Genomic DNA, 25,512 nt, shown 5'->3' with positions numbered 1-25,512 from the left:
GGACGTGGGCCAGGGCCCTGGCCGGAGCTGGGTGGTCATGGTCGACCCCGAGGGCAACGAGTTCGACGTCCTGCGCACCCTGGCACCGTCCAACTAGATGATCACTCCCAAGGGTTAGTGGTCGTAGGCGATCAGTGAGCGCAGCACGGGCTGTCCGCTCTGGTCGTTGTGCCAGATGGCGGTGGTCAGCGTGAGGATGCGCTGCATGATGCGGGCGACGACGCCGGCAGGCGTGCGGCCGTGGTGCTGTTCGAGGTTGAGCTGGCCCTTGAAGGTCTCGTTGACCGACTCGATAACCTGCCGCAGTGGTTTGAACAGCTCGGCTCCGGGCCGCTCCGGTTCGCCCTTGCAGGTTGGCCGCAGCAGCCGGATTCCGTGCTCGGCCAGCTGGTTCTCGAAGTCGCGGCCGAAGTAGTTCTTGTCGCCGATCAAGGTCTGTCCGGGCCGGGTGGCGAGGAGTTCCGGTTCGGCGTCGAGCAGGTCCAGCAGCGTCTCGCGCTCGTCGGCTTTCGCTCCGGTCAGGGCGAAGGCGACGGGCAGTCCCTGGAGCGTGCACACCAATGCAGGCGCAGGCCCCAAAAGAAGCGGCTGAACTGGCGCAGTAGCCGTACTCGGCCCATCCGGCCAGCTCGGAGCGTTTGACGGTCTCGCGGGAGCGGCCGCACGGCGGAGCAGCTCGGTGGCCTTGCGCAGACGCTTGTTGTAGCTGGGCTGCTGGGGCACGTACAGGAACAGGTGCCGCGGGTGAGCGCGGGTGTGGCGGAGCCACTTGGCCTCGGAGGTGAACCCGAGCATGGCCTGCATCACCGCGAGGGTGACCAGCTCGGCGTCGGTGAGTTTAGGGGTGGTCCCGACAGCCGGTCGCCATGGCGCGAGATGCGGCGATGCCTTCAGCAGGTCGTCGGTTTTCACGTCCAGTGCGGTGGCGAGGGAGTCCAAGTCTGGCGTCACAACCGCACTTTGGGCTCCCTCACCTCATGCGCGCAGCCGATCCCTTGGAATCGATCATCCAGTGTTCTGGCATTAGTTGCCTAGAGATTGCCATTTATGACAACCTCAGTCGGGCTATGGTCAAGCACGGCCGCGCCCTGGAGAGGTCCAGTTTGAAGACGGACATCAGCAGCGCACGGAACGGCACCGGTGCCACCCGCGTACTGAAGGACACAACACTGCGCGGCATGGCGGTCAACACAGCGATGATCGGCCTGGCGGGCGCGTTGGTGAGTACCTCCGTGAGCCTGTTCCTGGCCGGTCCGGTCGGGGCGACACCGCTCATGACCGGACTGTTCTTCTCAGCACGGGGAGTGCTGGAGATCGCCGCCGGTCTGACGGTCGGCACACTGTCGGACCGCATGCTCAACCGCCGGACGCTCCTGATGCTGTGTCCCCTGTTGTCCGCGGCTGGCGCACTCTCCTACGCGGCGTTCCGCGACTACCTGCTTCTCCTGGCCACCGGCGCGGTGCTGTTCGGCCTTGGCGGCGCCGGATTCGCGCAGATCTTCGCCTACAACCGGGACTACGCACAGTCCCGTGCGCTCGATTCGACTCTCCTGAACTCCATACTGCGGTCGGTCACCTCGGTGTGCTGGATCATCGGCCCGCCGCTGGGGTTCCTACTCGTCGACGCCCAGGGCTTCGTTCCGCTCTACCTGCTGGCGGCATTCCTCTACGCCATGTCGGGACTCTTGTGCCGGTGTCTGCTCCCCGACCTACCGCGAGACCCTGCCAAGCGGAAATCCGTCGGAAACCCGTTCACCGGGCCGGGCCGCCCGCTGCTGCTGCTGCTCTTGCCGGCCGTGGTCCTCTTCCTCGCAGTCAACTCGATCTACCAGATCAACATCGCGCTCTTCGTCACGCTCGATCTGGGGCTCCGCCCGAGTTTCACCGGGCTGATGATCGGCGTCGCGGCTGCCCTGGAGGTGCCGGTCATCGTGCTGACCGGACGGTACGCACACCGCCTCGGCGCTTGGCGTCTCGTGCTGGGCGCAGCGGCCGTATCGGCGCTGTTCTTCGCCACGCTGCCTTTCGTACACTCCCCGGCCGCGCTGCTCCTGTCTCAACTACCCGGTGCCGCCTGCACCGGTGTGCTGCTGAGCCTGCCGCTCTCGCTGCTGCAGGACGCCCTGCCAGGTCGGGCGGGCACCGCGTCTTCGCTGTACACCTCCTCCCAGCAGGCCGGCATCCTGCTGGCCGGCGCCACCGCGGGCGTAGTCACCCAGTGGGCCGGTTACACAGCCGTGTTCTTCGTCTGCGCAGGGCTGTCGACGGCTGCCGCGTTTCTGGTCGCGGCGGGGTGGCGTGCCGTCACACGCCACGGCGCCCGTCCGGATGCGGGCAGCCGCCCGGAGTCGGGGTCCGGCAAGGACGCCGAACCCGGCACCAGCCCGACGGCGGACCGGTGAAGAGTCGGCCCCCGGAGCGGCAACCCTCGCGGCCACCCGCGGCCGGCCCTACGGGAGCCGGACCCGCGCCGGAGAGCGCCGAGTTCGGCCCCGGCACACGTAACCGTGCGACCGCCTCGTTCTCCAGCGCGCCGGTGTAGCCGAGCCAGTTGAGGAAGTCACAGCGAGTGGAGTTGGGGAGGAATTCTCCCTTCCGGAACCGCGTGTACTGGCGTCTGACCCCGCCGACATCATCAATAGAGCCTCGGCATCACCTGCTGATCTCTGTTGGGGTCCAGGCTCAAGCTGAGGCAACACGCTCTAACTGTCCCCAGAATTCAACTTCAGTGGACGGCCTGTGCGGTGCCTCGTGCCTCTCAGAGGGTGCGCCAGGCTGGTTCCGCAGGACACCGAACCAAGGCCGCTTACCGCGGTGGGACAAGAGAGTGCTTCAGTCCCGGCGACCGCTCGGGCCAGGGCCGTTCAGCACGATCCTGTTAGAAGCTCAAAGGGGCCTGTGGCCGCGGTTCTCCGCTTCCCTCCGCTCACCCAGGGACGCCGCCCCGGTCACACGAGACTCAGAAGTCCAGCAAACTTCATCGGTTGCCGTGTCGAGCTTCCAACGACCGAGGGCACCCGCCACCGCAAGTTGGTCGAGCAGAGTCGCCATGGCCACAGAGGAGAGACCTGTCGTCCGGATCAAATGGGCGGTTTCGACGCGGCCCCGACCGTGATCGTCGGTATGTGCGGCAATCTGCAGCGCCACCAGGCGGGCGACGGCCCGCTGTCGTCGAACTGCCGAACGGCAGGTCTGGCGTAGGGCCCAGTCCGCTGCCTGGGCGCGGGCGAGACGGCCAGGCCTCCAGCCAGATCTGGTTCTGCGCCGCGTCGTGCAGGGGGAGGTTGCGCAGGCCGGTCGCGCGGGCGGCGCGGATGCGGTCCTCGGCGCGGGTCCGCTGGCGGTGCCGCAGTTCCAGCTCGGCGATCGGGGTGTGCGTGGTGTTGGTGGCGAAGCACGTCAGCCGCATCCCGTCGGCGTCGGTGAAGCGCAACTGGGCGCCCGGATGCGGGCGTTCCTTGCGGACGGTCAGCCGTATCCCCTTCGGCCAGCCGGTCAGGCAGTCGCTGCCGGCGTCAAGTTCGGCTACCCAGGCGCCGTCGCGGACCTCGCCGTCCGGCTCGATGGCCGGTGTCCACGCCGACGCGGGGATCTTCAAGACGGCCTGGTGGATGGCATCGGTAATGGTCATCCCGACCGAGTACGACAGCCACCGCCCGCGCGCGGACAGCCAGTCGACGAATTCGTGGGTGCCGCCGCCGGAGTCACAACGTATGAGCGTCTGCCGCCCGCGCCGGTACTTCTTCGGCAGCTGGGCCAGGGCCAGTCTCGCGGCCTCGATGTGGTCGGCCGCGGTGTTGGAGCCGGCATTGCCGGGCCGTAGCAGGCCCACGACCGGTTCCCCGGCCCCGCCGCGGCCGTGGTCCACGAACCCCATCAGCGGGTGATGGCCATAGGTCTTCTTCCAGGTCGCGGCGGCGTCCTGCTTGTCGGAATGCGCGATGACGAGCACCCCGTCGAGGTCCACGATCACCTGCCCGTCCGCGTCCGGCGCTGAATGGCCGGCCAGCCTCCAGACGTGCTCGCGTACTTCGGCGCGGGCGGTGCGGATCGCGGCCAGGGCGCGCTTGCCGCCCGCGGCAAGCGCGTCGATGAGGCGGGAGACGGTCGGGTCGGAGGCGACCGGCCCGAACACGTCGGGCTCGGCCCGCAGCATGCCCACATCGGCCAGGCAGTCCCCGCCCAGCGCGATCGCGAACGCGACATCCAGCAGGATCTTGCCCGGATCGTGCACGGCCCGCGGCTTGCGCCACGGTGCCAGCGCCGCAGATACCGCCTGGTCCAAGCCCGTCTTGCGTGCTGTCTCCACCAGCAGAACGGCCCCGGCCTGCGCCACCACCCCACGACCGCCGCCCTCAACACGGACACGCGGATACGACCCGATACGCTTCTTCACCTGAGGAGTGCAGCATTCCCGACGACGAACAGGACCCTGGACAAGTCCCATCGCCCCAGGTCAGCGGCACTCCTCGCTTATTTGATCAAGCCTCGGACAGGCCACTTGGTGAAAGCGCGAGGCTAACGCCGTACCCGGGGCATGCCCAGGCCGATCCACGAGATGATCTCGCGCTGGATCTCGTTGTTGCCGCCGCCGAAGGTGAAGATCACCGCGGAGCGGTAGCCGCGCTCCAGCTCGCCGTGCAGCACCGCCCCGGCCGAGCCCTCCTGCAGCGCGCCCGTCGCGCCGACGACTTCCATGAGCCAGGCGTAGGCGTCGCGGCGCGCCTCGGAGCCGTAGACCTTGACCGCGGAGGCGTCCTGCGGGGTGAGCGTGCCGTGCTGGACGGCGCTGACCATCTGCCAGTTGAGGAGTTTCAGGGCGTCCAGGCGGGTGTGGGCCTGGGCGAGGCGGCGGCGTACCCAGGGCAGGTCGATGACGCGGCGGCCGTCGGTGAGCTTGGTGCGGCTCGCCCAGCGCCGGACGTCGTGCAGGGCGCGGATCGCCATGGTGCCGTGCGCGGCGAGGGTGACACGTTCGTGGTTGAGCTGGTTGGTGATCAGCCGCCAGCCCTGGTTCTCCTCGCCGACCCGGCGGGAGACGGGGACGCGGATGTTCTCGTAGTAGCTGGCCGTGGTGTCGTGGCCGGCGAGGGTTTTGATGACGGTGCAGGAATAGCCGGGGTCGGACGTCGGCGCCAGCAGCATGGTGATGCCCCGGTGGGGCGGGGCGTCCGGATCGGTGCGCACGGCCAGCCAGACCCAGTCGGCGGTGTCGCCGTTGGTGGTCCAGATCTTGTGGCCGTTGACCACGTATGCGTCCCCCTCGCGCACCGCGCGGGTCTTGAGGGAGGCCAGGTCGGTGCCCGCGTCGGGCTCGCTGTAGCCGATCGCGAAGTCGATCTCGCCGGAGAGGATGCGCGGCAGGAAATAGGCCTTCTGCTCCTCGGTGCCGTACTGCATGATCGTGGGCCCGACGGTGTTCAGGGCCATCAGCGGTAGTGGCACCCCCGCCTGGGCGGCCTCGTCGAAGAAGATGAACTGCTCCATCGCGGTGAGCCCGCGCCCGCCGTACTCCTCGGGCCAGCCCACGCCGAGCCAGCCGTCGGTGCCGAGCCGCCGGACGGTGTCGCGGTAGAACCGCTTCTGCGCGGCGGGCTCCGCATGCCGCAGACGGGCGTTGTCCGGCACCAGCTCGGCGAAGTAGGCACGCAGTTCGGTGCGCAGCCGCTGCTGCTCGGGCGTGTATGCGAGGTGCACGGCGCCTCCAGGCTCCCAGGGCGGTCCTGCCTGACGGCGCACACCGTAGAACGTGTTTCAGAAATTGGGAATGGCGGCGGTCGGGTGAAGTCGCCCCGGCTCCCCACCGGGCGCCCACGGTGCGCGGCTCAGCCCAGCGTGCCCAGGAACTCCGTGCAGGCCCGGGCACAGGCCCGGCACGCCGCCGCGGCGTCCTCGGCGCCGGGGTGGCCGTCGAAGACATGCGCGCACTCCAGGCACACGGTGCGGCACCACTCCAGCTGGACCCGCAGTCCGTCCTCGTCGACGAGGGTCTGCTCGGACAGCATCCGGCAGGTCGCGTCGCAGACCTCCGCACACATGATCCCTTTGCGGCGCAGGAACTCCTGCTCCTCGGTTCCGTCCGGATCCACCAGGCTCGCGCGCAGCGCGCACGCCCGCGCACACTCCGTGCACGCCTGCGCGCAGGCGAAGCGATCTTCCAGGAACCGGAAGACGTCCTGCTGCGAAGTCGTCGAACTCACACCGCGCGGGTAGCCAGGGCGGCCTACGCCAAACCCCCGCCGGGACGAAGGGTAAGGCCCGTTTTCCGCCATCGCGCGCGGGCACCCGGAGAACCCCGGACGAACGGACGAACGGACGAACGAGGAACGAGGGAGGTGGATCAGATGCCCGGACGGGAGGAACTCCCCTCGACCCTGGAGCGCTCCTCCCGGGAGGCCCAGCGCACCTGGATCAAGGCGCACGACTCGGCGGTCGAGCAGTACGGCGAGGGCGAGCGGGCCCACCGCGTGGCCTACGGCGCGCTGAAGCACACGCACGAGAAGGTCGGCGACCACTGGGAGCGCAAGGAAGGCGGTCGCAAGGGGCCCTCGGACCCGCAGTCGGCCAGGCCGCGCGGCCAGGGCGGGCGCAGCGGCGAGGGCGTCGACGAGAGCGCCTCGAAGCAGCATCTCTACGACATCGCCAAGCGGCTCGGGATCGACGGACGGTCCCGGATGTCGAAGCCGGAACTGCTCGACGCGATCCGCAAGGCCAACCGTTCCAAGACGCGTGCCGCCCGGTCCCAGTGATCCGGTTCGCTGCCGATTTAGGGGGTATTCGTCCGATATGAATACCGCATCCATGCAGCTGGCGCAGAGCGGACTGCTCGCTCTGGGGCTGTTCGTGGCCGCCATCGCCGTGTTCGCGGTGCTCGCGGGAAGCTTCTGGCTCGGCAACCGCATCAAGCTCAGTGAACCCCCGCGTCCGCGGCCGGATGAGCAGCCCCATCTGCCGCCGGAGGGCCCGGTGCACGAGGTCCGGGAGAACCGGGAGCCCGACGAGGTGCCCGTGATCCCCAAGGGCGGTCGCCCGCTGACGCCGTACGAGCTGACCAACATGCAGACCCGGCCGAGCGCGTCGAAGGACCGGCCCCGCTGGGCCAAGGGCACCACCGGTTCGTTCGGCGGCGGTGGGCTCGGCGCGCACTGAGCGCCGCCCCCGGCAGCACGGACGCAGAGCACAGACAGACAGAGGGAAGGGAAGATCATGGCCGACGCCGGTCACAGCGCCCTGCCACTGCCCGACTACGACCATCTGCCGATCGGCGGTCTGGAGGCCCGGGTGCGGTCGCTGACCACCGAGGAGGTGGAGGAGCTTCTCGCCTATGAGCGGACGCACGCCGACCGGGTGCCGGTGACCGAGCTGCTCACGACGCGGCTGGAGCAGCTGAAGGCGGGGGCGGAGCCGACGTCCGGCGACCCGTCGGCGACGCGCCCCGAGCAGGGCGCGGGAAGGCGGGCCGGTTCCCCGGTGTCGCCCGCGACATCGCCGGAGCCCGCCGGCCCGCCGCCGCACGGCACGCCGGACCAGCGGGGGAAGCCGAAGGCGAACCGTCACTAGGAAGGGGGGAGCCTCAGGGCAGGGCCCGACCGTCGTCCAGCTGTTCGATGCGGGCCACGTTCCCCCGGTCCTCGGCGTCCTCGCCGGCCTGCCCGGCGAACCAGGCGTCGAGGATCTCCTTCAGGACCGGCTCGGAGGTCAGCCGCAGGCTCAGCGCCAGCACGTTCGCGTCGTTCCAGCGGCGGGCGCCGTCGGCCGTGTACGCGTCGGTGCACAGGGCCGCCCGTACGCCCGGCACCTTGTTCGCGGCGATCGACGCGCCGGTGCCGGTCCAGCAGCACACCACCGCCATCGCCGACGTCCCGTCGGCCACGTCCCGTGCCGCCGCCGACGAGCACGCCGCCCACTGCGGGTCGTCACCGGCGCGCAGCGCGCCGTGGGTGAGCACCTCGTGGCCGCGGTCGCGCAGTTCCGTGACGAGCAGGCGGGCGACGGGTTCGTCCATGTCCGAGGAAACGGAGATCCGCATGCCTCGGAGCCTACGTCAGCCCGGGCTGCGAACGAGGATCATGCGGAGGGCGCTTCGTCGAAGCTGGCGAAGTACGCGGCGGCCATGTCCTCGTCGCCGTGGCCCTGCGCGGCGGCGCGGGCCAGCCGCTGCGCGCCCGCGGCGGCGACATCGAGCCGTACGCCGTGCCGCTCGCCCGCCTCGACGATCAGCCGGGCGTCCTTCGCGGCTGTGGTCACCGCGAACTGGGGCGGGGACAGCCGGTCGTCGAGGATGAGCCCGCTCTTGACGCGCAAATAGCCCATGTCGAGCGGGCCGCCCGCGATGGCGTCGAAGAAGTTCTGCGGGTCCACGCCGAGCGCCCGCGCCAGGGCGAGGGCCTCGCCGGCCGCGTTGGTGGCGGCGAGGACCCAGCTGTTGGCGACCAGCTTCAGCCGCGTCGCGGTGCCGGCGGCGCCGTCCTCGCCGGTCCACACCGTGCGGTTGCCGACCGCGTCGAAGACGGGCGTGACGGCTCCCCGGCCGGTGCCCGGACCGGCGGCGAGCACGAGCAGCTGTCCGGCCTCGGCGGGCTGGCGGGTGCCGAGCACGGGGGCGTCGTAGAAGACCAGGCCGTGTTCCTCGGCGAAGGCGGCCAGTTCGGCGACGGAGTCCAGGCCCACGGTCGTCGACTGCGCCCAGGCGGTGCCGGGGCGCAGGGCGGGCGCGGCCTGGCGCATGACGTCCCGGACGGCGGCCCCGTCGTAGAGCATGGTGAGGACGGTGTCGGCGCCCTCGACGGCCTCGGCGGGGGTGTCGGTGATGTGCGCGCCGTCGGCGGCGAGCGGTTCGGCCTTGTCCCGGCTGCGGTTCCAGGCGCGGACGGTGTGTCCGGCCCTGGCGAGGTTGCGGGCCATCGCGGCGCCCATGATGCCGGTGCCCAGGACACTCACGGTGAGTGTGTCGCTCATGCGTCAACTTCCTGATCGGTACGGTGATCGCTGCCCTGCTCGGACCGTCGGCTCCGACGATGCCACTCCTTGGTCACATCCCGCACGGCGGCAGGCCTGGTGGCCGTGGAGCATCGGGCTCGGGCACTGCTGAGCGAGGGCCGCGGCGGGCGCGCCGATCCGGGTGTCCTGGGTGAGGAAGCGCACCCGGCCGCCGGGCAGGTCCTCCACCGGCCAGGCGTTCCGGCACGCCGAGCCGCTCCCCGGGCCCGCCGGTCCGCAACGCCCTCGGCGGACGTCAACCCGGACGTGGCCCGGGTCCGCGACCGGCTGCGGCACGCCGACCGGTCCTGGTCAGGACAGCCCAGCGGCGGCGGCTCACTCCGGCAGCACCAGTCGCCCCGACTCCCCCGGCTTCAGACGCACGGCCCGGCCCGGCAGGCGTACGTCGATGGGCGTCTCGTCGGACGACGGCACGCTGATCTCCATGCGGCCGTGGCGCAGGCGCAGGCGGACGCCCCAGTTTCCCTGGTAGCGCAGGGAGAGGCCGTACGAGGACAGCTCCGGCAGCGGGACCGGGTCCAGCCACAGGGCGCCCTCGCGGGTCTCCAGGCCGGTCAGGCCGCGCTGGACGAGGTCGAGGGTGCCGGCCATGGCGCCGAGGTGGATGCCCTCGCCGGTGGTGCCGCCCTGGACGTCGGCGATGTCACCGCGCAGGGCCTCCTGCACGAACTGCCAGGCCTCGGCGCGCCGGGCCCGGGTGAGGATCCAGCCGTGCACCAGGCCGCTGAGGGTGGAGCCGTGGCTGGTGCGATGGAGGTAGTAGTCGACGGTGCGCTGCCAGGTCTCCTGGTCCAGCCGCAGCCCCAACCGGGCGAACAACCCCTGCAGTTCGGCCGGTGCGAACAGGTAGCCGAGCATCAGGACGTCGGCCTGCTTGGAGGCCTGGTAGCGGTTGACGGTGTCGCCCTCGGCCTCCAGGATCCGGTCCAGCCGGCGGATGTCGCCGTACTCCTGCCGGTAGCGGTGCCAGTCGAGTTCGACGAGGTCGCCGTAGCCGTCGAACTGGCTGATGACGCCCTCGTGGAAGGGCACGTGCAGGGTGCGGGAGACCTCCTCCCAGTGGTCGAGTTCGTCGTCGTCCAGGCCGGTGCGCTCGGCGAGTTCGAGGCGCCGCGGCTCGGGCAGGCCGTGCAGCAGCTCCAGGGTGCGGGCGAGGACCCAGGAGGCGGTGACGTTGGTGTAGGCGTTGTCGTTCAGGCCGGGCTGCTGGGCGCCGGGGTAGGCGTCGTGGTACTCGTCGGGGCCGACCACGCCCCGGATGCGGTACCGGCCGAGGGCCTTGTCGTAACGGGCCGCGTCGGCCCAGAAGCGGGCGATCTGGAGCAGCATCTCGGCGGCCTTGGTCTGCCGGAACTCGGTGTCGCCGCTGGCCTCGCAGTACTGCCACACGTTGTACGCGATCGCCGAGCCGACGTGGTGCTGGAGGTGGGAGTGGTCCGGCAGCCAGCGGCCCGAGCGCGGGTTGAGGTGCAGCTGCTGGGTCTCCTCCCGGCCGTCGCTGCCGCTCTGCCAGGGGTACATCGCGCCCCGGCGGCCGGCGTCCAGGGCGGCGGTGCAGGCCTGTTCGAGGCGGCGGTGGCGGTAGCGCAGCAGGGCCCGGGAGACCTCGGGGAAGTGCAGGTTGAGGAAGGGCAGGACGAACAGCTCGTCCCAGAAGACATGGCCGCGGTAGGCCTCGCCGTGCAGTCCGCGGGCGGGCACGCCGACGTCGAGGTCGGCGGTGTGCGGGGAGAGCGTCTGCAGCACGTGGAAGAGGTGCAGCCGCAGGATGCTCCCGGCCTCGCCGGGGACGTCGAGGTCGGCGCGGCGCCACAGTTGGGCCCAGGCGGTGCGGTGGCTGCGCAGCAGCTCGTCGAAGTCGGGGGCGCGGCCGACGCGGGCGACGGCGGCGTACAGCGGGTCGCTGATCGCGGGGTCGCGCGAGGTGTGCAGCGCGACGGTCTTGTCGACGGTGGCGGGGCGGCCCGGCACCAGGCGCAGCCGGACCCGCTGGATGGTGCGGGGGCGGGCGTGCCGGACGGTGACGGGCGCGTCGGCGGTGATGCGGGACGCCATGCCGATACGGATGTCGGAGGTGCGGGTGCGGCAGCGCAGCCACACCGTGTCGTGCTCGGCGGTGCCCGCGTGCTCGTGGGTGAGGTGGTGGCCGTCCAGATCCCGGTAGCGGGGCACTCCGGCGTTGGTGACGCCGCCGTCGAGGGCGGCCTCGACGTGCAGTTCGCCGGAGAAGCCGTCGGTGGTGAACTCGGTGCGCAGCGCCGCCAGGTGCGGGTCGGCCATGTGCACCAGCCGCTGCTGGCGCACCGTCAGTGCCCGTCCGTTGCCCAGCCCGTAGCGGGTGAGCCGCTCCAGCACGCCCGAGGACAGGTGCAGCACCAGGCGGTGTTCGAGCACGGTCGCGGTGTCCGGGGTGAGCCAGGGGCGGCCGCGCAGCCGGAAGCGCAGCGGCAGCCAGTTGGGCACGTTGACCAGGTCCTCGTTCTCGACCCTGCGTCCGGCCACGTAGGAGATCAGCCGGTTGTAGCAGCCGGCCACATAGGTCCCCGGGTAGTGCACATCGTCCGCGGAGGACTCCGGCAGGGCGCCGCGGGTGGCGAAGTAGCCGTTGCCGAGCGTGCACAGCGACTCGCGCAGCCGCTCGTCGGCCGGTTCGTAGCCCTCGTACTCCCAGGTCCAGCCCATCACCTCGGTGCTCCTCCCGCAGCAGGCGGCTCGCCCGAGATCCGGTACGGCTGTCTCGGCACCCGTGCGGATGCAGTCTCTCCCCGACGCCCTGCGGGGCGGTGCGGCCCACGCCGGTGACGAGCGGGACCGCGCCGGAGCGGCCCTACGGGGCCAAGGGTGCCACGCCGGCCGGGTCGCGGCGCAGCACCGTGACCCGGTGGAAGTTGCACCCGCCGGGCCGGGCGGGCTCGGCCGGGGGCTGCTCCTGGTGGGCCTGGAGGGCGACGCTCACCAGGCTCAGCAGCAGGTCGACGTCCGTGTCGCAGTCGAGGTGGACGGTCACCCACCGGGAGCCGGGCACCAGCCGGATCGCCGTGGAGACGCTGAGGTCATGGGCGAACCGCCGGATGGCCCGGCTTGTCAGGTGCAGGTCCACGTCGTGGGCCGTGTGGAAGTGGGCGATCTCGCTGCGGGCGGAGCGAACTGCCCGCCCCGTGCCGCAACTGGCCGGTCCCGCCGTGAGGTCGGGCCAGGCCTGCAGTTGCTCCAGGGCGCGCTGGGCCAGAGTCATGTCTCCATCGTCGCCGCATCACCCCACCGATACCAGTGGTTGAACGTTTCGTAACCCAGGCGTGAGGATCCTCACGCGGGCAGCCGCCGCACGGGGCGCGCCCTGCGGGCCGCCGCCAGGGCGTTGAGATGGGCCTCGATGTACGGCACGGCGACCGTCTCGACCTCGCCGTCGACGAAGGCGGGCTGCACGTTCACCTCGAAGACGACTCCGCCGTTTTCGATGGCGAGGTCGACACCGGCGAAGGGCAGTCCGACCGACGCGGTGGCCGCGATCGCCAGCTGGGCGAGGCGCGGCGGGAGGTCGGGCGGGGCGATGGGGACGGGGGTGGCGCCCTGGCAGGTGTTGCAGGGGGTGTCGGGTTCGGGCTGGAGGTGTTCGCGGGCGTGGATGACGCGGCCGCCGAGGACGAAGACGCGGAACTGGTGGCGGGAGCCGTCCGGGGTGACGTTGCCCGCGTCCCGGGACAGCAGCCAGTCGGTGCCGCGCTCGGCGTAGAAGGCGGTGGCCCGCTCCACGCCGTCCTCGGTGGTGAGGTGGAAGGTGTCGCCGCCGCCGGTGCCGATGACCGGCCGGGCCCAGGTGTCCCGGCCGAGCTTGTCGAAGGCGGCCAGCGCCTCGGCGACGCCGGGCCGGGACAGTACGACGGTCTCCATGTGGGCGATGCCGTCCCGCCGGAACCGCTCCACGGTGAGGTCCTTCTCGGTGGCGGTGCGCCAGGCGGCGACGCCGGTGCCGAGGGTGACCACGTCGTGGTGTTCCAGGAGGCGCTGGAAACCGGCGAGTTCGTGGCGGCGGTGCGGGGGGATCTCGTAGAGCACGACGACGTCGGGTACGAGGTCCAGCTGCTCGTCGGGCACGTGCAGCCGTAAGCCCTCTCCGGCCGGGAGTCCGCGTCCGGTGCCGCCGGTCGCGAAGTGCCGGGAGTCGATGGGCACCGGCGCGGCGCCGGTGAGCAGCTCCACCGCCCGGGCGAGGAACTCGGCGCAGCCCTCGGGCGAAGTGGGGTCGGTGATCAGGGCGATGCACGGTCGGGACACGGCGACCTCCAGCGGTTCTCGACGCGCACGGGTGCCGCGCACCCTCGGTCGCGCGGCCCGGGCGAACTCACGGGGTGGTGTCGGTCGCGCGGGCGGTCGTCGGCGCCCGTCGCTGCGGGCTGAGCCGTGCCGAACGCCCGGCGCGGACCGGGGCGCCACACTGTAGGCGCACGGCGGAAGGCCATAACAGGGCGCACACACGCCCACCTCCTGCTCCCACCTCTGCGCCGTCCGCCCCGCGCGTGCGCCTTGCGGGGTGTGGGGACGTCAGGGGCCCCCGCAGGCCGATCGGTCCCGTGGACTTGCGGACGGGTCGGGGCGCAAGACGGCCGGTCCCGTGGCGACGCGGACGGGTCAAGGCACAAGACGGCCGGTCCCAAAGCCACGGGGACGGGGAGCGCCCCAGACGGCCGGTCCCACAGCCACGGGGACGGGGAGCGCCCCAGACGACCGTTCCCACAGCCCTCGGTCCAGCCAACAACCTGGACGACCGGTCCCACAGCCCTCGGTCCAGCCAACAACCCGGACGACCGGTCCCACAGCCCTCGGTCCAGCCAACACCCCGGACGACCGGTCCCACAGCCCTCGGTCCAGCCAACACCCCGGACGGCTGATCCCACGGCCCTCCGGGCGGTCAGGGCGTCGGAGCCGGTCCCGTGCTGCGGCGGACGACGAGTTCCACGGGTACGACGGGCTCGACCCCGGGTTCCACGCCGTCGATGCGGTCCAGCAGCAGGCGCAGGGCGCGGCTGCCGATCTCGGCGAAGTCGGTGCGCACGGTGGTCAGCGGCGGCAGCAGATGCGCGGCCTCGGGGATGTCGTCGTACCCGACCACGCTCACGTCGTCCGGGACCCGCCGCCCGGCCTCGTGCAGGGCGCGCAGCAGGCCGAGGGCCATCTGGTCGTTGGACGCGAACACGGCGGTGACGCCCACGTCCCGGGCCAGGCGACGGCCCAGTTCGTAGCCGGAGTCGGCGCTCCAGTCCCCGGTCAGCGGCTCGGGGACGCGGACGCCCGCCGTGTTCAGGGTGTCCCGCCAGCTGTCCATCCGTACGTCCGCCGAGGTCCAGCCGGTGGGGCCCGCGATGTGGTGGACGGTGGCGTGGCCGAGGCGCAGCAGGTGCTCGGTGGCCTTGCGCGCTCCCGCCCAGGAGTCGGCGGTGATCAGGGCCGTACGGCCGCCGAGGTCGTTCTCCAGCACCACCATCGGGGCGTCCAGCCCGGCCTCGGCCAGGGCGGTGCCGATCCGGCGCTGCGGGGCGATGGCGATCACGCCGTCCGCGCCCTCGGCCGACAGCCGGTCCACCGCGCGGACCACGGTGTCCCGTTCGGCCGTGTCCAGGGCGATGGAGCTGACCAGGTAGCCGGCGCCCTGCGCCGCCGTGTTGATCGCGGTGAGGATCGAGGCCGGTCCGTACCGCGCCGCGTCGAAGGAGATCACGCCGAGCATCCGGGTCCGCCCGCTGGCCAGGGAGCGGGCGCTGCGGCTCGGCCGGTACCCCAGCGCGCGCATGGCCTCCAGCACCGCCTCCCTGGTCTCGGCGCGGACCGCCGGATGGTCGTTGAGCACCCGGGACACGGTCTGCTTGGACACCCCGGCCAGCCGGGCGACGTCGTCCATCACCGGGCGCGCCCCGGCGAAGCTGCGGCGGCTGCGCCCCCTGGGAGCCGGGCCGCCGGGGGTGCTTCGGGTCATGGCGAGCGGTGCTTCCTTCGGCCTCTTCCCGGCGGTCCTGTCCCGCCCGGCGGAACCACAGGATAGGCCGGGCGGGAACGCCCTCCCCCGGCGCCTCAGCCGTGGCTGACGCCGAGGCACGGTCGATCAGCGCTGCACCGGTCCGAGGTCGGGGGTGTCGGTGAGGTGGGCGCGGGTGCTGGTGGTGGCGTGCAGTTCGAGGAGGACGAGGTCGTTGACGCCGGGACGGAGGGCGGGTGCGGGGACGTACAGGGTGCGTTGGGGGCCGCGGTTCCAGTAGCGGCCGAGGTGGAAGCCGTTGATCCAGGCCTGGCCCTTGGTCCAGCCGGGCAGGGAGAGGAAGGTGTCGGTAGGTTCGGCGATCTCGAAGGTGCCGTGGTGGAAGGCGGGGCCGACGACGGGGGTGGTCTCGAACGGCAGACCTTCGATGTCGTTCAGGGGCAGGGGGTGGCAGTCCCAGCCGCGCAGCTCCTCGCCGTCGAAGGTGACCGGTCCCAGCAGGCCCTTGGGTTCGCCGATGCGGGGCCCGTAGTTGGCGCCGCCCATGTTCTCCACGAGGACGTCCAGCGTGGTGCCGGGGCGGGGGACGCGGACGGGCAGGGTCTCGTCGTGGCGTTCGCGTTCCAGTACGCCGACGGGGGCGCCGTCGAGGAAGACCTGCGCCCGGTCGCCGACACCGCCCGCGAAGTGCAGCAGGCCGTCGCCGCCCGTGAGGAGGGTGGTGCGGTAGAGGGTGTAGCCGGAGCGCTGGCCGAGTTCCTCCATGGTGAGGGGGCTGTCGGCGTGCACGGGGTCGGACTTCCACGGCACGAGGGGCAGCAGGGCGGCCCGGCGGTCCAGCTCGACGACGGTGGGCGGGAGTTTGGGGCCCGGTGCGGGGGCGGGCTCGTCGGGTACGGGGGCATGGCGGGCGATGACCTCGCGGAAGGCGTGGTACTTCGGGCCCGGGTCGCCGCTCTCGGTGAGCGGGGCGTCGTAGTCGTAGGACGTGGTGATCGGGGCGTAGGCGTGGTCGTGGTTGGCCCCGTTGGTGAAGCCGAAGTTGGTGCCGCCGTGGAACATGTAGATGTTCACCGAGGCCCCGGCCGACAGCAGCCGGTCCAGGTCGCGGGCCGCGTCGGCCGCGTCGCGCACGTGGTGGCCCTCGCCCCAGTGGTCGAACCAGCCGATCCAGAACTCCGCGCACATCAGCGGCCCTTCGGGCTGGTGGGCGCGCAGCAGGCCGAGGTTCTGGTCGACCTTGCTGCCGAAGGTGGCGGTGGCCAGGGTGCCGGGGAGACGTCCGGCCGCCAGGTCGGCGGGCTGTTCGCAGGTGAACAGCAGCTCCTCGACGCCGCGCGAGCGCAGGGAGTGGTGCAGGTGCTTGAGGTACGCGGTGTCCTCGCCGTAGGCGCCCAGCTCGTTCTCCACCTGTACGGCGATCACCGGGCCGCCGGATGCCGCCATGTGCGGCAGCAGCGGGGGCAGCAGCTGGTCGAGGTAGCGGTCCACGGCGTCCGTGAAACGCGGGTCGCTGCTGCGCAGGCGGATGCCGGGGTCGGCGGTGAGCCAGGCGGGCAGGCCACCGCCGTCCCACTCCGCGCAGATGAAGGGTCCGGGCCGCAGCAGGACGTGCAGGCCCTCGGCCCGGGCCAGGTTCAGGTAGTGCGGCAGGTCCAGGATGCCGTCGAGGACGAAGGGGCCGTCGGGGTGGGGCTGGTGGAGGTTCCACGGCACGTACGTCTCCACCGTGTTGAGCCCCATCAGCCGGGCCTTGCGCAGCCGGTCGGCCCACTGGCCGGGGTGGACGCGGAAGTAGTGCATCGCACCGGAGATGATCCGGAACGGCTCACCGTGCAGCAGGAAGCCGTCGGAGGTCGTGGTCAGGGCGGGCATGGGCAACTTCCCTTCGGACGAGATTGATCGATCTACGACGGGCGAGTGGCCCGGATCAGCCAGAGAGTCGCCACCAGGCAGAGCGCGGACACACCGCTCAGCAGCAACGGCACCGCACGCGTCCCCGACCACTCGATGGCCTTGCCGAGCGAGGGACCGGCCGCTACGCCACCGGCCACGGACGCGGCGATGACCGTCGCCCCGGCTCGACGGGCCCGCGGCACCGCCCGGTTGAGCCACGGCAGCCCGGTCGGGAAGATCGGCGCGATGAACAGGCCGACGCCCGCGTACGCGTAGGGTGCGAGGCCCGGCACCGTGGCCAGCAGCAGACAGCCGGTCATGCCCGCGCAGGAGACGGTGATGATGGCCTGGGCGGAGAAGCGCAGGGCGATCGGCACGACAAGGAACCGGCCGACCGTCATCATCAGCCAGTACACGGAGGTGGCGGTCGCCGCGAACCCGGCGCCGTACCCCACGCTCTCCAGGTGGGTCGGCTCCCAGCCGCCGACGCCGGCCTCGATACCGACGTGCAGGACGTACAGCGCGACGAACACCGCGAGCACGGATCCCAGGCTCCGGCCCAGGGCACCGGACTCCCCCGTCGCACCGCCGGGCTTCGGCGACCGGTCGCGTACGCCCCTCAGGCACAGCAGCAACGGCAGGGTGACCAGTGCGAAGCCGAGGAAGACCGCCGGGTAGCGATCGGCGCCGACCACGCCGACGACGGCCGGGCCGAGCATGGCGCCCACGCCGAAGTGGGCGTTGAGGACGTTGAGCATGGCCGTCGAGCGGTGGCCGAAGCCGATGGCGAAGAGCTGGTTGAGGCCGTAGTCGACGCCGCCGAAGCCGAGCCCGGCGAGCAGCGCCATGGCCAGCGCCGACGGCCAGTCGGGCGCCAGGGCGAAGCCGGTCGCGCCCACGGCCATCAGCAGATACGAGCAGCCCAGGAGCCGCCGGTTGCTGATCCGCCCGTGCAGCCGGTCGAAGAGCAGCACCCCGGCGACACCGCCGGCGAAATGGGCGCTCAGCCCCAACCCGGCGGCCGACGGGGACAGCCCGAACTCCCGCCGGAACGCGGGGATCGCGGGCCCGTACAACGCCTGGAGCGCCCCGATGAGCATGAAGCCCACACAGGAGGCGACCACGGCGAGCGGGGTGAAGGCGGGGGTGTCCGGGGTGGTGCGGGCGGCTGCGACGGGAGGTCCGGTCGTTGGCTCGGTCACGCGGATTGATGTTACCGGTAACATCATGCCCGTCAAGGTGTCCTGCGCGGTGCCGTGAAAGGGGTTTCTGCCGTGGGGCGGTGATGGCGCCACGGAAGTGGCGGGCCGGGGTCCGCCCCCGGCTCCGTCATCGTCGCCGCCCGTCGCACCGGCGTGGCCCCGTCGCCCTCGCCCTGACACTGGCCCTTGGGCTGCTGACCGCGGCCTGTGGGGGCGGCTCCGGTCCCACGGGGGCGGACGCGTCACCGGCCTCGGCGGGTGAGCGTGCCGCGGCGGCGCAGAAGCAGCTCGCGACGAACTCCCTCGTCCCGCTCCAAGGGGAGCCACCGCAACCGGAGTTGCCCGTCACGGTCGACTCGTCCGACGGACGTGAGGTCACCGTCGAGGACGCCTCACGGATCCTGCCGCGGGCGCGGTGGATGCGGGCGTCGAGTCCGGCCTGGACAAGCCGTTCACGCCGCTGACCAGCGAGGCCCTGATCAAGGCCCAGCCGGATGTGATCCTGATGACGAGCAAGGGCCTGGAGTCGATCGGCGGCGTCGACGGACTGCTCGACGTGCCGGGCATCCGTGAGACACCGGCCGGTCAGAACCGCTCTGTCGTCACTCTCGACGACGGCGTCCTGCTCAGTTTCGGCCCGCGCACTCCCCTGGTCGTCGACATCCTGGTGGACCGGGTGCATCAGGTGTGAGCGGGAGCCTCAGCTGGTCAGCCTCAGGGGCGCGTTGTCCTTTGAAGTGGGCGCTCGCCACCGCCGCGCCCGCACGGCGTACGGCTGCCCCCAGGGTCGGCGATCCGGTCCACACGCCGTGCCGTCGCCCGCCCAGCCACGCCCGGCTCAGCCCGCCGCCGCGCGCTGCTCCGGCTTGCGTCAGCGCGTCGCCGCGCGCTCCTTCAGCCGCCGCAGCGCCAGCTCGCACCAGCGCAGGTTCTCCCGTTCGAAGGACATCCCGCGCAGCAGCGTGAGATACGGCCCGATCCGCTCGGCCTGTGCGAAGTGCTCGTCCTCCGTGCGCCCGCTCAGCATCCGCTCCCGCAGCCGCTCGTAGCGGGCCAGCTTGGCGGTGGCCCACTCGATGCGCTCGGCGACCGCCGCGCGCACGGCCTCCAGGTCGCCGACGTCGGCGCACTGGACCTTGACCATCAGCTCGTCCCGGATCGCGGTCGGCCGGGCGGGCGGTTCGGCGACGTAGGCCCGCACGGCGGCGAAGCCGGCCTCGGTGAGGGAGAAGAGCCGCTTGTTGGGCCGCCGCTCCTGCTCGACCACGCGGGCCACGACGAGGCCCTCGCGCTCCATGCGTTCCAGCTCCCGGTAGAGCTGCTGAGGGGTGGCCATCCAGAAGTTGGCGACGGAGGCGTCGAACCCCTTCGCGAGGTCGTACCCGGACGCCTCGCCCTCCAGCAGTGCGGCCATCACCGCGTTGCGCAAAGCCATCGCGCCACGTTAGCACCGCGTTGACTAGTCAACGAGTTGACCACCAAACCCTGGACAAGCCAGGCACCGCCCCCTAGCCTCGCTGCCACCTATTCAATTCGTTGACTATCCGAGTGCCCGAGGTGACCTGGATGCATCCCTTCCGTCAGGCGGTCGAGGACAAGGACATCGACGCCGTGGAGGCCATGCTGGCCGACGACGTCGTCTTCACCAGCCCCGTCGTCTTCAAGCCGTACACCGGCAAGGCCGTCACGGCCGCGATCCTGCGCGCCGTCGCCGAGGTCTTCCAGGACTTCTCCTACGAGCGGGAGATCGGCGCCCCCGACGCCCGCGACCACGCCCTGGTCTTCACCGCGACGGTCTCCGGAAAGCAGCTCCAGGGCTGCGACTTCCTGCGCATGAACGAGGACGGGAAGATCGCGGAGCTGATGGTCATGGTCCGCCCGCTGTCTGCGGCCAAGGCCCTGGCGGAGGAGATGGGCGCCCGCTTCGACGCCATCGCGCGGGAGGCGGCCGGGGCCTGACCCGGCGCCCGGACACCGAGGCCCTCGGCGCCTTCAGGACTGGTACGGCTGCTGCTGCGGTTGCCCGTACGACTGACCGCCCGGTCCGCCTGCCGCCTGCGCCTGCAGTTGCTCCGCCTGCTCCTTGGTCACCCTCTGTTCCGCGCCGCAGAACGTGCACTGGGTCGTGTACTTGGTCGAGAACGGGAACAGCGGCACAAAGAACAGCGTGAACTTGGTGACGCGCTTCCTGAGCGTGTGGGCGGCGGGATTGCCGCAGTGGCCGCACAGCAGCGTCAGTATCGCGATCTGGTACAGGTATCCCTTGGCGCCGAAGATGATCATACGGTCATTCCCTTCCCGGGGCGGCGTCTGTCGGCAGCGAGCCGGTGAGCGGCGCGGTGCGCTCTCGCAACACAGCCTCGTACACACCGATGCACTGGGCCAAACGGCACCGCGGAAGCCCGGGCACGGCGGACGCCGGACAACGCCCAGTGCAGCGACCAGCACGTAGTGCGACTCACTCAAGGCCCTGCTGTTAACCCGCCCTCCCCGGGTACTCGCTGCACTGTTCGGAGATCCGCACGGCGGGCCGACAGCCTGCCGGACACGATCGCCAAGGAGGTCGGACATGAGCACGGTCAAGGAAGCAGTGGAGGTCGAGGTCCCCCTGCACACCGCCTACAACCAGTGGACCCAGTTCGAGGAGTTCCCCAACTTCATGGAGGGCGTCGAGGAGGTCAGGCAACTCGACGACCGCCACAACCACTGGACCACGAAGATCGGCGGAGTACGCCGGGAGTTCGACACCGAGATCGTCGACCAGCTCCCCGACGAGCGGATCACCTGGCGCACCACCTCGGGGGAAACCCACCAGAAGGGCACTGTCCGCTTCCAGCGCCTGGACGACACGCACACCCGCGTGGAACTGGTCATGGATGTCGAACCCACGGGCGCCGCGGAGAAGGCCGCGGACATGACAGGGATCATGGACCGGCGCATCAAGGGAGACATGCGTCGCTTCAAGGACTACATCGAGCAGCGCGGCGGCGAAACCGGAGGCTGGCGCGGGCGCATCAAGCCCGGACCGTCCTGACGCCGACCGGCCCGCCCCCGAGAGCCGTGCCCTCGGCACGAGCATTCTCGGGGGTTTGGCGCCTGCCCCCGGGCCATGACAGTGCGTGATCCCCAGGTGCAACCTTTCGGCTGTCACGGCTGTCCTGGTAGATATCACCAACACGCACACCTTGGGGGATGCAATGGCGCGAAAAAGAAAAAGGGCAAGGAAGGCGACGGTGTGGGTGGCGCTCGCGCTCACGGGCGCCACCGCGGCGGTGGCGGCCACCCCGGCGCAAGCGGCCCCGGCCCGCGCCTCGGTCGCGACCCCGCCCGCCACGGCGTGTCCGACCGGCTGGGGCAGCACGGCCGAGACCCGCACCGCCACCACGACCGTGCCGGTCACGAACGTCAGGACCGGCCGCCAGGCCTGCTACGACCGGATGGTCGTCGACCTCCCCGGCGCGGGCACAAAGGGGCTCGGCTACTCGGTCAGGTACGTCGACCAGCTCCGCCAGGACGGATCAGGCCACCCCATTCCGGTCAGCGGCGGAGCCATCCTTGAGGTACGGGTGACCGCACCCGCCTACGACCCCGAAACCGGCGCGCCGACGTACCCCGCACGGGCGGGCCGCCCGCTGCCCGGCGTCGACCTCACGGGATACCGCACCTTCCGGGACGCACGCTTCGGAGGCAGCTTCGAGGGCGAGACGCAGATCGGACTCGGAGTGCGGGCACGGCTGCCCTTCCGGGTACTGGTGCTGACGGACCGCGTCGTGGTGGACGTGGCGCACAACTGGAACGGGACCCGCTGAGGACCGACGCATCGCCGGACCGCCCCGTCAGCCCGAACGAAGCTCGCCCGACTCCCCAAGCCTGGCGAGCTTCGCCAACGCCATCCGGCATGTCGTATCGCCACCGGGCGATGGCCTCGGCGTCCACGAACGCCCGATACACAGCCGCACGCAGGTAGCCAGAGGTGGGCCTCGTCTGCCCCACCCCGCAGCCCCGCGCGCGTGTGCCATACTCTGCGGCGTTCTGCATGGTCCAACTCGGGGGATCTTCGTTGAAGCTGGGGTGTGCGCGTTCCGTCCTGGGGGCGCGCGTGGCGTGCTGGGTCGGTACCGGATGAGCGGTATAGCCCTGGCCGCACCGTATCTCGACACCGACGCCGACCAGCTCTCGTTCGCCCTCGGTCATCCCCCGTGCACCGCGCTCGCCGTGCGGGACCTGACCGTCGGGGGGCTCGATGTGCAGCTCAGGCTCCTGGGTGCCTCGCATCAGGTCTTCGCGGGGCCGGTCCGGGAGACCGTGGCCTGTCTGCCCGGCGTCGAGGGAGGCCTGCCGGACGCGGCGGAGCGCGAGGTCGACGGCTGGAACTACCGTTTCGAGGCCCGCCTCCGCCGTTGTCCCGCTGGCGAGTTCAGCACTCGGGTGGCGGAGATACGCGGTCGGGCGGAGGCACATCCCCGGGCGCTGTACGGCATCTTCCCCGGCTCCCCGGACGCGGTCACCGCACTCACCGTCGAGTGGCGCGACACAGGACCGAGCTGGCGTACCTGGCACACGTATCCGCAGAGCCGCACGATCGTGGCGACGCACACCCGGCTGGAGGTCCGTTGAAGACCGCCCGACGCATCAGCGTCCTGTTCCTCGCCACGGCGGCGCTCGCCGCCTGCTCCGGTGGCTCAGGCACCAACGCCGTGCCGTCGAGCTGGATCCGCCAGGAATACCGTGCCGGCGGCGGGGGCTACCTCGACCGGAGCGACCCGGTCACCACGGTCGCGACCGAGATCCACAAGCACACCTCGGCCCAGGACCGCACCAGCAGCGGCACCATGGTCTTCCTCCGCTACCGGGACGACATCGTCGCGATCAGCCCCTACCTGGGCGGCAGCCGGATCGAGATCGACGACTACCGCAGCGGCTACACCCGCTGGAAGCGGCACCTGAGCTCGGTATGGCCGGATCCCGACAGCGACTCGTTCCGTGGCGGAGGCCCCGGCTCCGGCAAGTGACCCACCGCGGCCACCACGCCCACCGCAGTACACCCTGTCAGAAGTCCTCGAAAGGCACCCCGTGGCAGAGATCTTCGAGTCCGCAGGCACTGCCCTGCTCTACGGCCTGGTCGGCTTCGTGGTGATGGCGGTCGGGTTCATCGCCCTCGACCTCGTCACCCCCGGCAAGCTGGTCCATGTGGTGTGGACGGAGCGCAACCGGGGCGCGGCCGTCCTCCTCGCCGGCCAGACGATCGCGATCGGCCTCGTCATCGACCAGTCCATCCGGGCCAGCGAGTCCGAACTGGGCCTCAGCCACGGCCTGTTCAGCACCCTGCTGTACGGCCTGGCCGGAGTCGTCGTGATGACCCTGATCGCCTGCGTCGTGGGGCTGCTGACTCCCGGCCGCCTCGGCCACGCCATCCTCGACGACCAGGACGGCCGGCCCCACCCCGCCGCCTGGGTCCAGGCCGCCATGTACCTCGGTACGGCCTTCATGGTCGGCGCCGCGGTCTCCTGAGCCCGCCACCGTGAGTACCACCGCCCCGGATCGCACCGACCCGGCCGTCGCACAGCCGCCCGCGAGGTACTCGCGGGCGGCGCGCTTCCTGCTCCTGCTCGCGGTGTTCGTCTGTGCCGCCTGCGGTCTGGTCTACGAGCTGGCGTTGACCGCGCTGGGCAGTTACCTCATCGGCAACACCGTGACGCAGACCTCCGTGGTCATCTCCGTCATGGTCTTCGCCATGGGCCTCGGTTCCCTGGCCGCCAAGCCGATGCAGCGGCGCGCGGTCGGAGCCTTCGCCCTGTTGGAGGGAGCGCTGGCGCTCGTCGGCGGCCTGTCGGTGCTCATCCTGTACGTGACGTTCGCCTGGCTGCGGATCTACATGCCGGCCATGGTGGCGGTGTCGTTCGTCGTCGGCCTCCTCATCGGGGCGGAGATTCCGCTGCTGATGACGCTGCTGCAGCGGATCAGACGACAGGAGGCGGGCAGCGCCGTCGCCGACCTGTTCGCCGCGGACTACGTCGGGGCGCTGATCGGCGGACTGTGCTTTCCGCTGCTGCTCCTGCCCACCTTCGGGCAGCTCAAGGGAGCGCTGGTGGTGGGCGCGGTCAATGCCGTGGCCGGTGTCGTCGTCGTGCTGTGGATCTTCCGCCGGGAGACCCGACGTGCCGTGCGCATGGCGCTCCTGGGCGGTTCCGCCGCCGTAATCGCCGTTCTCGGCACGGTCTATGTGCTGGCGGACGACATCGAGGTCACGGCTCGTCAGCAGCTGTACCGGGACCCGATCATCCATGCCGAGAGCACGGTCTACCAGGACATCGTCGTCACCCGGTCCACCGCGTTCACGGGCAGGCCCGACACGCGGTTGTTCCTCAACGGGGACCTTCAGTTCTCGTCCGTCGACGAGTACCGCTACCACGAGGCCCTCGTGCATCCGGCGTTGTCGGGGAAACGCTCCTCCGTCCTGATCCTGGGCGGCGGGGACGGGCTGGCCCTGCGGGAGGTGCTGCGCTACGACGATGTCGAGGAGGTGACGCTGGTGGATCTCGACCCGGCGATGACGCGGCTCGCTCGTACCTTCGGGCCGTTGACCGACCTCAACGACGACGCGTTCGGCGACCCGCGGGTCAACGTCGTCCACGCCGACGCCTTCAACTGGCTGCGGGACGCCGGCGGGCGCCATGACGCCGTCGTGATCGACTTTCCGGACCCGGACACCGCCGCGCTGGCCAAGCTCTACAGCGTCGAGTTCTACCACCTGCTCCGGCACGCCCTGAACCCCGACAGCCACGTCGTGGTGCAGGGCGGGTCCCCGTTCTTCGCCCCCAAGTCGTACTGGTCCATCGCCACCACCATCGAGCAGGCCGGCTACCGCACCACCGAGTACCAGGTGGATGTTCCCAGCTTCGGCAACTGGGGATTCGTCCTCGCCACCCCCGGCACCGACGGTCCGCCGCCGACGCTGCGCCTGGCCGGGGACGCCCCACCGCTGCGCTTCCTGGACGACGCCGTGCTGGAGGCCGCTTCCGTCTTCCCGGTCGACCGCCGCCCCCAGCACGTCCGGGCGAGCACCTTGATGGATCCCGCGGTGCTCGAGTACGCGCGGCACGAGTGGCAGAACTACTGATCCGTCCGTGGGCCGTTCCGAGTATCGCTCGGCCCCAGCCCGGCGTCGGAGGCAGCGGGCAGGGAGCACAGCCGCCGCGTGTGACGACCGCTTCCGGAGCGAGGAGCTCAACTGGCCAGGTTGAGCAGTGACGGCGTTACCGGCCGCGAGCGCGGTGACGACGATGGCGCCCGGGGGATCCATGGCGATCACGTGGCTTCCTCACGGGGCTCTCCTGGACGTGCCCGCCCGACCGCAGCGCCACCTTTGAGCGTGACGAGGAGCCGGTCGGGCAGGGTGTAGTGCGCGGTCGCGATGCCCAGCGGGCGCCTGATGTCGGTGCA

General features: G+C 71.3%; 23 protein-coding genes and 4 pseudogenes. 13 read left to right on the top strand and 14 right to left on the bottom strand.

The features are described from left to right. Window positions 1-97 (top strand): annotated as a pseudogene (locus KWI83_RS38830) (VOC family protein); the annotation flags it as partial. A 17-nt stretch (window positions 98-114) separates the two neighbouring features. Here the strand turns inward: KWI83_RS38830 and KWI83_RS20585 are convergent. Continuing rightward, window positions 115-951: pseudogene (locus KWI83_RS20585) on the bottom strand (transposase). Between the two features lie 26 nt (window positions 952-977). Between KWI83_RS20585 and KWI83_RS20580 the strand changes: the two are divergent. Further along, a complete protein-coding gene (locus KWI83_RS20580; protein WP_218515827.1) occupies window positions 978-2,402 on the top strand; it encodes a sugar efflux transporter in 1,425 nt (474 codons plus the stop codon). A gap of 842 nt (window positions 2,403-3,244) precedes the next feature. On the opposite strand, the pseudogene KWI83_RS20575 reads toward KWI83_RS20580, so the two are convergent. The 3 genes and pseudogenes from KWI83_RS20575 to KWI83_RS20565 form a co-directional block, all read right to left on the bottom strand. Continuing rightward, window positions 3,245-4,396 (bottom strand): annotated as a pseudogene (locus tag KWI83_RS20575) (IS1380 family transposase); the annotation flags it as partial. Window positions 4,397-4,518: 122 nt separating this feature from the next. Beyond that, window positions 4,519-5,697 carry an acyl-CoA dehydrogenase family protein gene (locus tag KWI83_RS20570; RefSeq protein ID WP_218515826.1) on the bottom strand — a complete coding sequence of 393 codons (1,179 nt, stop codon included), beginning with the start codon at window positions 5,695-5,697 and terminating at the stop codon, window positions 4,519-4,521. A 128-nt stretch (window positions 5,698-5,825) separates the two neighbouring features. Next, complete coding sequence (locus KWI83_RS20565; protein WP_218515825.1) at window positions 5,826-6,200, bottom strand: ferredoxin; 375 nt, start codon at window positions 6,198-6,200, stop codon at window positions 5,826-5,828. Between the two features lie 144 nt (window positions 6,201-6,344). Here KWI83_RS20565 and KWI83_RS20560 point away from each other — a divergent pair, with 144 nt between their 5' ends. From KWI83_RS20560 to KWI83_RS20550, 3 genes are read left to right on the top strand one after another with little or no spacing between them, the layout of a single operon-like run. Next, the gene (locus tag KWI83_RS20560; protein ID WP_218515824.1) at window positions 6,345-6,749 is read left to right on the top strand and encodes a ChaB family protein; all 405 of its coding nucleotides are present in this window, start codon (window positions 6,345-6,347) and stop codon (window positions 6,747-6,749) included. 37 nt (window positions 6,750-6,786) lie between these two features. After that, on the top strand, window positions 6,787-7,149 hold the full coding sequence (locus KWI83_RS20555) for a DUF6479 family protein (RefSeq protein ID WP_218515823.1): 363 nt from the start codon (window positions 6,787-6,789) through the stop codon (window positions 7,147-7,149). Between the two features lie 57 nt (window positions 7,150-7,206). Beyond that, window positions 7,207-7,560, top strand: coding sequence for a hypothetical protein (locus KWI83_RS20550; RefSeq protein WP_218515822.1), 354 nt, complete (start codon window positions 7,207-7,209; stop codon window positions 7,558-7,560). Between the two features lie 13 nt (window positions 7,561-7,573). Here KWI83_RS20550 and KWI83_RS20545 read toward each other — a convergent pair whose 3' ends face one another. The 8 genes from KWI83_RS20545 to KWI83_RS20510 all read right to left on the bottom strand — a co-directional run bounded on the left by KWI83_RS20545 (window position 7,574) and on the right by KWI83_RS20510 (window position 17,967). Then, window positions 7,574-8,029, bottom strand: a complete 456-nt coding sequence (locus tag KWI83_RS20545) for an RpiB/LacA/LacB family sugar-phosphate isomerase (protein ID WP_218515821.1) — start codon at window positions 8,027-8,029, stop codon at window positions 7,574-7,576. Window positions 8,030-8,067: 38 nt separating this feature from the next. Then, a complete protein-coding gene (locus tag KWI83_RS20540; protein WP_218515820.1) occupies window positions 8,068-8,958 on the bottom strand; it encodes an NAD(P)-dependent oxidoreductase in 891 nt (296 codons plus the stop codon). 357 nt (window positions 8,959-9,315) lie between these two features. Beyond that, the gene (locus KWI83_RS20535) at window positions 9,316-11,682 is read right to left on the bottom strand and encodes a glycoside hydrolase family 65 protein (RefSeq protein WP_256362547.1); all 2,367 of its coding nucleotides are present in this window, start codon (window positions 11,680-11,682) and stop codon (window positions 9,316-9,318) included. A 145-nt stretch (window positions 11,683-11,827) separates the two neighbouring features. Continuing rightward, window positions 11,828-12,235 carry a luciferase family protein gene (locus tag KWI83_RS20530; RefSeq protein ID WP_218515818.1) on the bottom strand — a complete coding sequence of 136 codons (408 nt, stop codon included), beginning with the start codon at window positions 12,233-12,235 and terminating at the stop codon, window positions 11,828-11,830. 71 nt (window positions 12,236-12,306) lie between these two features. Next, entirely contained in the window at window positions 12,307-13,275 is a 969-nt protein-coding gene (locus tag KWI83_RS20525) for a RimK family alpha-L-glutamate ligase (protein ID WP_218515817.1), read from the bottom strand. A 634-nt stretch (window positions 13,276-13,909) separates the two neighbouring features. Continuing rightward, entirely contained in the window at window positions 13,910-14,971 is a 1,062-nt protein-coding gene (locus tag KWI83_RS20520; RefSeq protein WP_218515816.1) for a LacI family DNA-binding transcriptional regulator, read from the bottom strand. A 126-nt stretch (window positions 14,972-15,097) separates the two neighbouring features. After that, window positions 15,098-16,846, bottom strand: coding sequence for a beta-galactosidase (locus KWI83_RS20515; RefSeq protein ID WP_218515815.1), 1,749 nt, complete (start codon window positions 16,844-16,846; stop codon window positions 15,098-15,100). A gap of 32 nt (window positions 16,847-16,878) precedes the next feature. Then, entirely contained in the window at window positions 16,879-17,967 is a 1,089-nt protein-coding gene (locus KWI83_RS20510) for a sugar MFS transporter (RefSeq protein ID WP_256362579.1), read from the bottom strand. Window positions 17,968-18,472: 505 nt separating this feature from the next. Here KWI83_RS20510 and KWI83_RS20505 point away from each other — a divergent pair. After that, window positions 18,473-18,760, top strand: a pseudogene (locus KWI83_RS20505) (ABC transporter substrate-binding protein); the annotation flags it as partial. A 180-nt stretch (window positions 18,761-18,940) separates the two neighbouring features. Here KWI83_RS20505 and KWI83_RS20500 read toward each other — a convergent pair. Then, a complete protein-coding gene (locus KWI83_RS20500; RefSeq protein ID WP_218515813.1) occupies window positions 18,941-19,504 on the bottom strand; it encodes a PadR family transcriptional regulator in 564 nt (187 codons plus the stop codon). A gap of 131 nt (window positions 19,505-19,635) precedes the next feature. On the opposite strand from KWI83_RS20500, the gene KWI83_RS20495 reads away from it, so the two are divergent. Next, window positions 19,636-20,028, top strand: a complete 393-nt coding sequence (locus tag KWI83_RS20495; RefSeq protein ID WP_218515812.1) for a nuclear transport factor 2 family protein — start codon at window positions 19,636-19,638, stop codon at window positions 20,026-20,028. A gap of 33 nt (window positions 20,029-20,061) precedes the next feature. On the opposite strand, the gene KWI83_RS20490 is transcribed toward KWI83_RS20495, so the two are convergent. Further along, entirely contained in the window at window positions 20,062-20,352 is a 291-nt protein-coding gene (locus tag KWI83_RS20490; RefSeq protein WP_218515811.1) for a zinc-ribbon domain-containing protein, read from the bottom strand. Between the two features lie 286 nt (window positions 20,353-20,638). Between KWI83_RS20490 and KWI83_RS20485 the strand changes: the two genes are divergently transcribed. From KWI83_RS20485 to KWI83_RS20460, 6 genes are all read left to right on the top strand, one after another. Then, a complete protein-coding gene (locus tag KWI83_RS20485; RefSeq protein ID WP_218515810.1) occupies window positions 20,639-21,103 on the top strand; it encodes an SRPBCC family protein in 465 nt (154 codons plus the stop codon). A gap of 163 nt (window positions 21,104-21,266) precedes the next feature. Next, the gene (locus KWI83_RS20480; protein WP_218515809.1) at window positions 21,267-21,878 is read left to right on the top strand and encodes a hypothetical protein; all 612 of its coding nucleotides are present in this window, start codon (window positions 21,267-21,269) and stop codon (window positions 21,876-21,878) included. A gap of 313 nt (window positions 21,879-22,191) precedes the next feature. Further along, window positions 22,192-22,686 (top strand): DUF2617 family protein, encoded by a 495-nt coding sequence (locus tag KWI83_RS20475; RefSeq protein WP_218515808.1) that lies wholly within the window; start codon window positions 22,192-22,194, stop codon window positions 22,684-22,686. After that, on the top strand, window positions 22,683-23,081 hold the full coding sequence (locus KWI83_RS20470; RefSeq protein WP_218515807.1) for a DUF4247 domain-containing protein: 399 nt from the start codon (window positions 22,683-22,685) through the stop codon (window positions 23,079-23,081). Before KWI83_RS20475 ends, KWI83_RS20470 begins: the two co-directional genes overlap by 4 nt. 61 nt (window positions 23,082-23,142) lie before the next feature. Continuing rightward, on the top strand, window positions 23,143-23,580 hold the full coding sequence (locus KWI83_RS20465; RefSeq protein WP_218515806.1) for a DUF350 domain-containing protein: 438 nt from the start codon (window positions 23,143-23,145) through the stop codon (window positions 23,578-23,580). A gap of 10 nt (window positions 23,581-23,590) precedes the next feature. Beyond that, entirely contained in the window at window positions 23,591-25,189 is a 1,599-nt protein-coding gene (locus KWI83_RS20460) for a polyamine aminopropyltransferase (RefSeq protein WP_218515805.1), read from the top strand. The last annotated feature ends 323 nt before the right edge of the window (window positions 25,190-25,512 follow it).

Origin of the sequence: Streptomyces sp. TRM70350, from assembly GCF_019219825.1 — a bacterium.
Lineage (GTDB): Bacteria > Actinomycetota > Actinomycetes > Streptomycetales > Streptomycetaceae > Streptomyces.
Note: the sequence above shows the minus strand (reverse complement) of the source record. Positions and strands in the feature narration are given on the sequence as shown.

What these genes read in the sequence shown, in the direction of transcription:
- KWI83_RS20580 (WP_218515827.1), top strand. Translation starts at nt 978, where the DNA reads ATGCGCGCAGCCGATCCCTTGGAATCGATCATCCAGTGTTCTGGCATT.
- KWI83_RS20560 (WP_218515824.1), top strand. Translation starts at nt 6,345, where the DNA reads ATGCCCGGACGGGAGGAACTCCCCTCGACCCTGGAGCGCTCCTCCCGG.
- KWI83_RS20555 (WP_218515823.1), top strand. Translation starts at nt 6,787, where the DNA reads ATGAATACCGCATCCATGCAGCTGGCGCAGAGCGGACTGCTCGCTCTG.
- KWI83_RS20550 (WP_218515822.1), top strand. Translation starts at nt 7,207, where the DNA reads ATGGCCGACGCCGGTCACAGCGCCCTGCCACTGCCCGACTACGACCAT.
- KWI83_RS20545 (WP_218515821.1), bottom strand. Translation starts at nt 8,029, where the DNA reads ATGCGGATCTCCGTTTCCTCGGACATGGACGAACCCGTCGCCCGCCTG.
- KWI83_RS20540 (WP_218515820.1), bottom strand. Translation starts at nt 8,958, where the DNA reads ATGAGCGACACACTCACCGTGAGTGTCCTGGGCACCGGCATCATGGGC.
- KWI83_RS20535 (WP_256362547.1), bottom strand. Translation starts at nt 11,682, where the DNA reads ATGGGCTGGACCTGGGAGTACGAGGGCTACGAACCGGCCGACGAGCGG.
- KWI83_RS20530 (WP_218515818.1), bottom strand. Translation starts at nt 12,235, where the DNA reads ATGACTCTGGCCCAGCGCGCCCTGGAGCAACTGCAGGCCTGGCCCGAC.
- KWI83_RS20520 (WP_218515816.1), bottom strand. Translation starts at nt 14,971, where the DNA reads ATGACCCGAAGCACCCCCGGCGGCCCGGCTCCCAGGGGGCGCAGCCGC.
- KWI83_RS20515 (WP_218515815.1), bottom strand. Translation starts at nt 16,846, where the DNA reads ATGCCCGCCCTGACCACGACCTCCGACGGCTTCCTGCTGCACGGTGAG.
- KWI83_RS20510 (WP_256362579.1), bottom strand. Translation starts at nt 17,967, where the DNA reads ATGCTCATCGGGGCGCTCCAGGCGTTGTACGGGCCCGCGATCCCCGCG.
- KWI83_RS20500 (WP_218515813.1), bottom strand. Translation starts at nt 19,504, where the DNA reads ATGGCTTTGCGCAACGCGGTGATGGCCGCACTGCTGGAGGGCGAGGCG.
- KWI83_RS20495 (WP_218515812.1), top strand. Translation starts at nt 19,636, where the DNA reads ATGCATCCCTTCCGTCAGGCGGTCGAGGACAAGGACATCGACGCCGTG.
- KWI83_RS20490 (WP_218515811.1), bottom strand. Translation starts at nt 20,352, where the DNA reads ATGATCATCTTCGGCGCCAAGGGATACCTGTACCAGATCGCGATACTG.
- KWI83_RS20485 (WP_218515810.1), top strand. Translation starts at nt 20,639, where the DNA reads ATGAGCACGGTCAAGGAAGCAGTGGAGGTCGAGGTCCCCCTGCACACC.
- KWI83_RS20480 (WP_218515809.1), top strand. Translation starts at nt 21,267, where the DNA reads ATGGCGCGAAAAAGAAAAAGGGCAAGGAAGGCGACGGTGTGGGTGGCG.
- KWI83_RS20475 (WP_218515808.1), top strand. Translation starts at nt 22,192, where the DNA reads ATGAGCGGTATAGCCCTGGCCGCACCGTATCTCGACACCGACGCCGAC.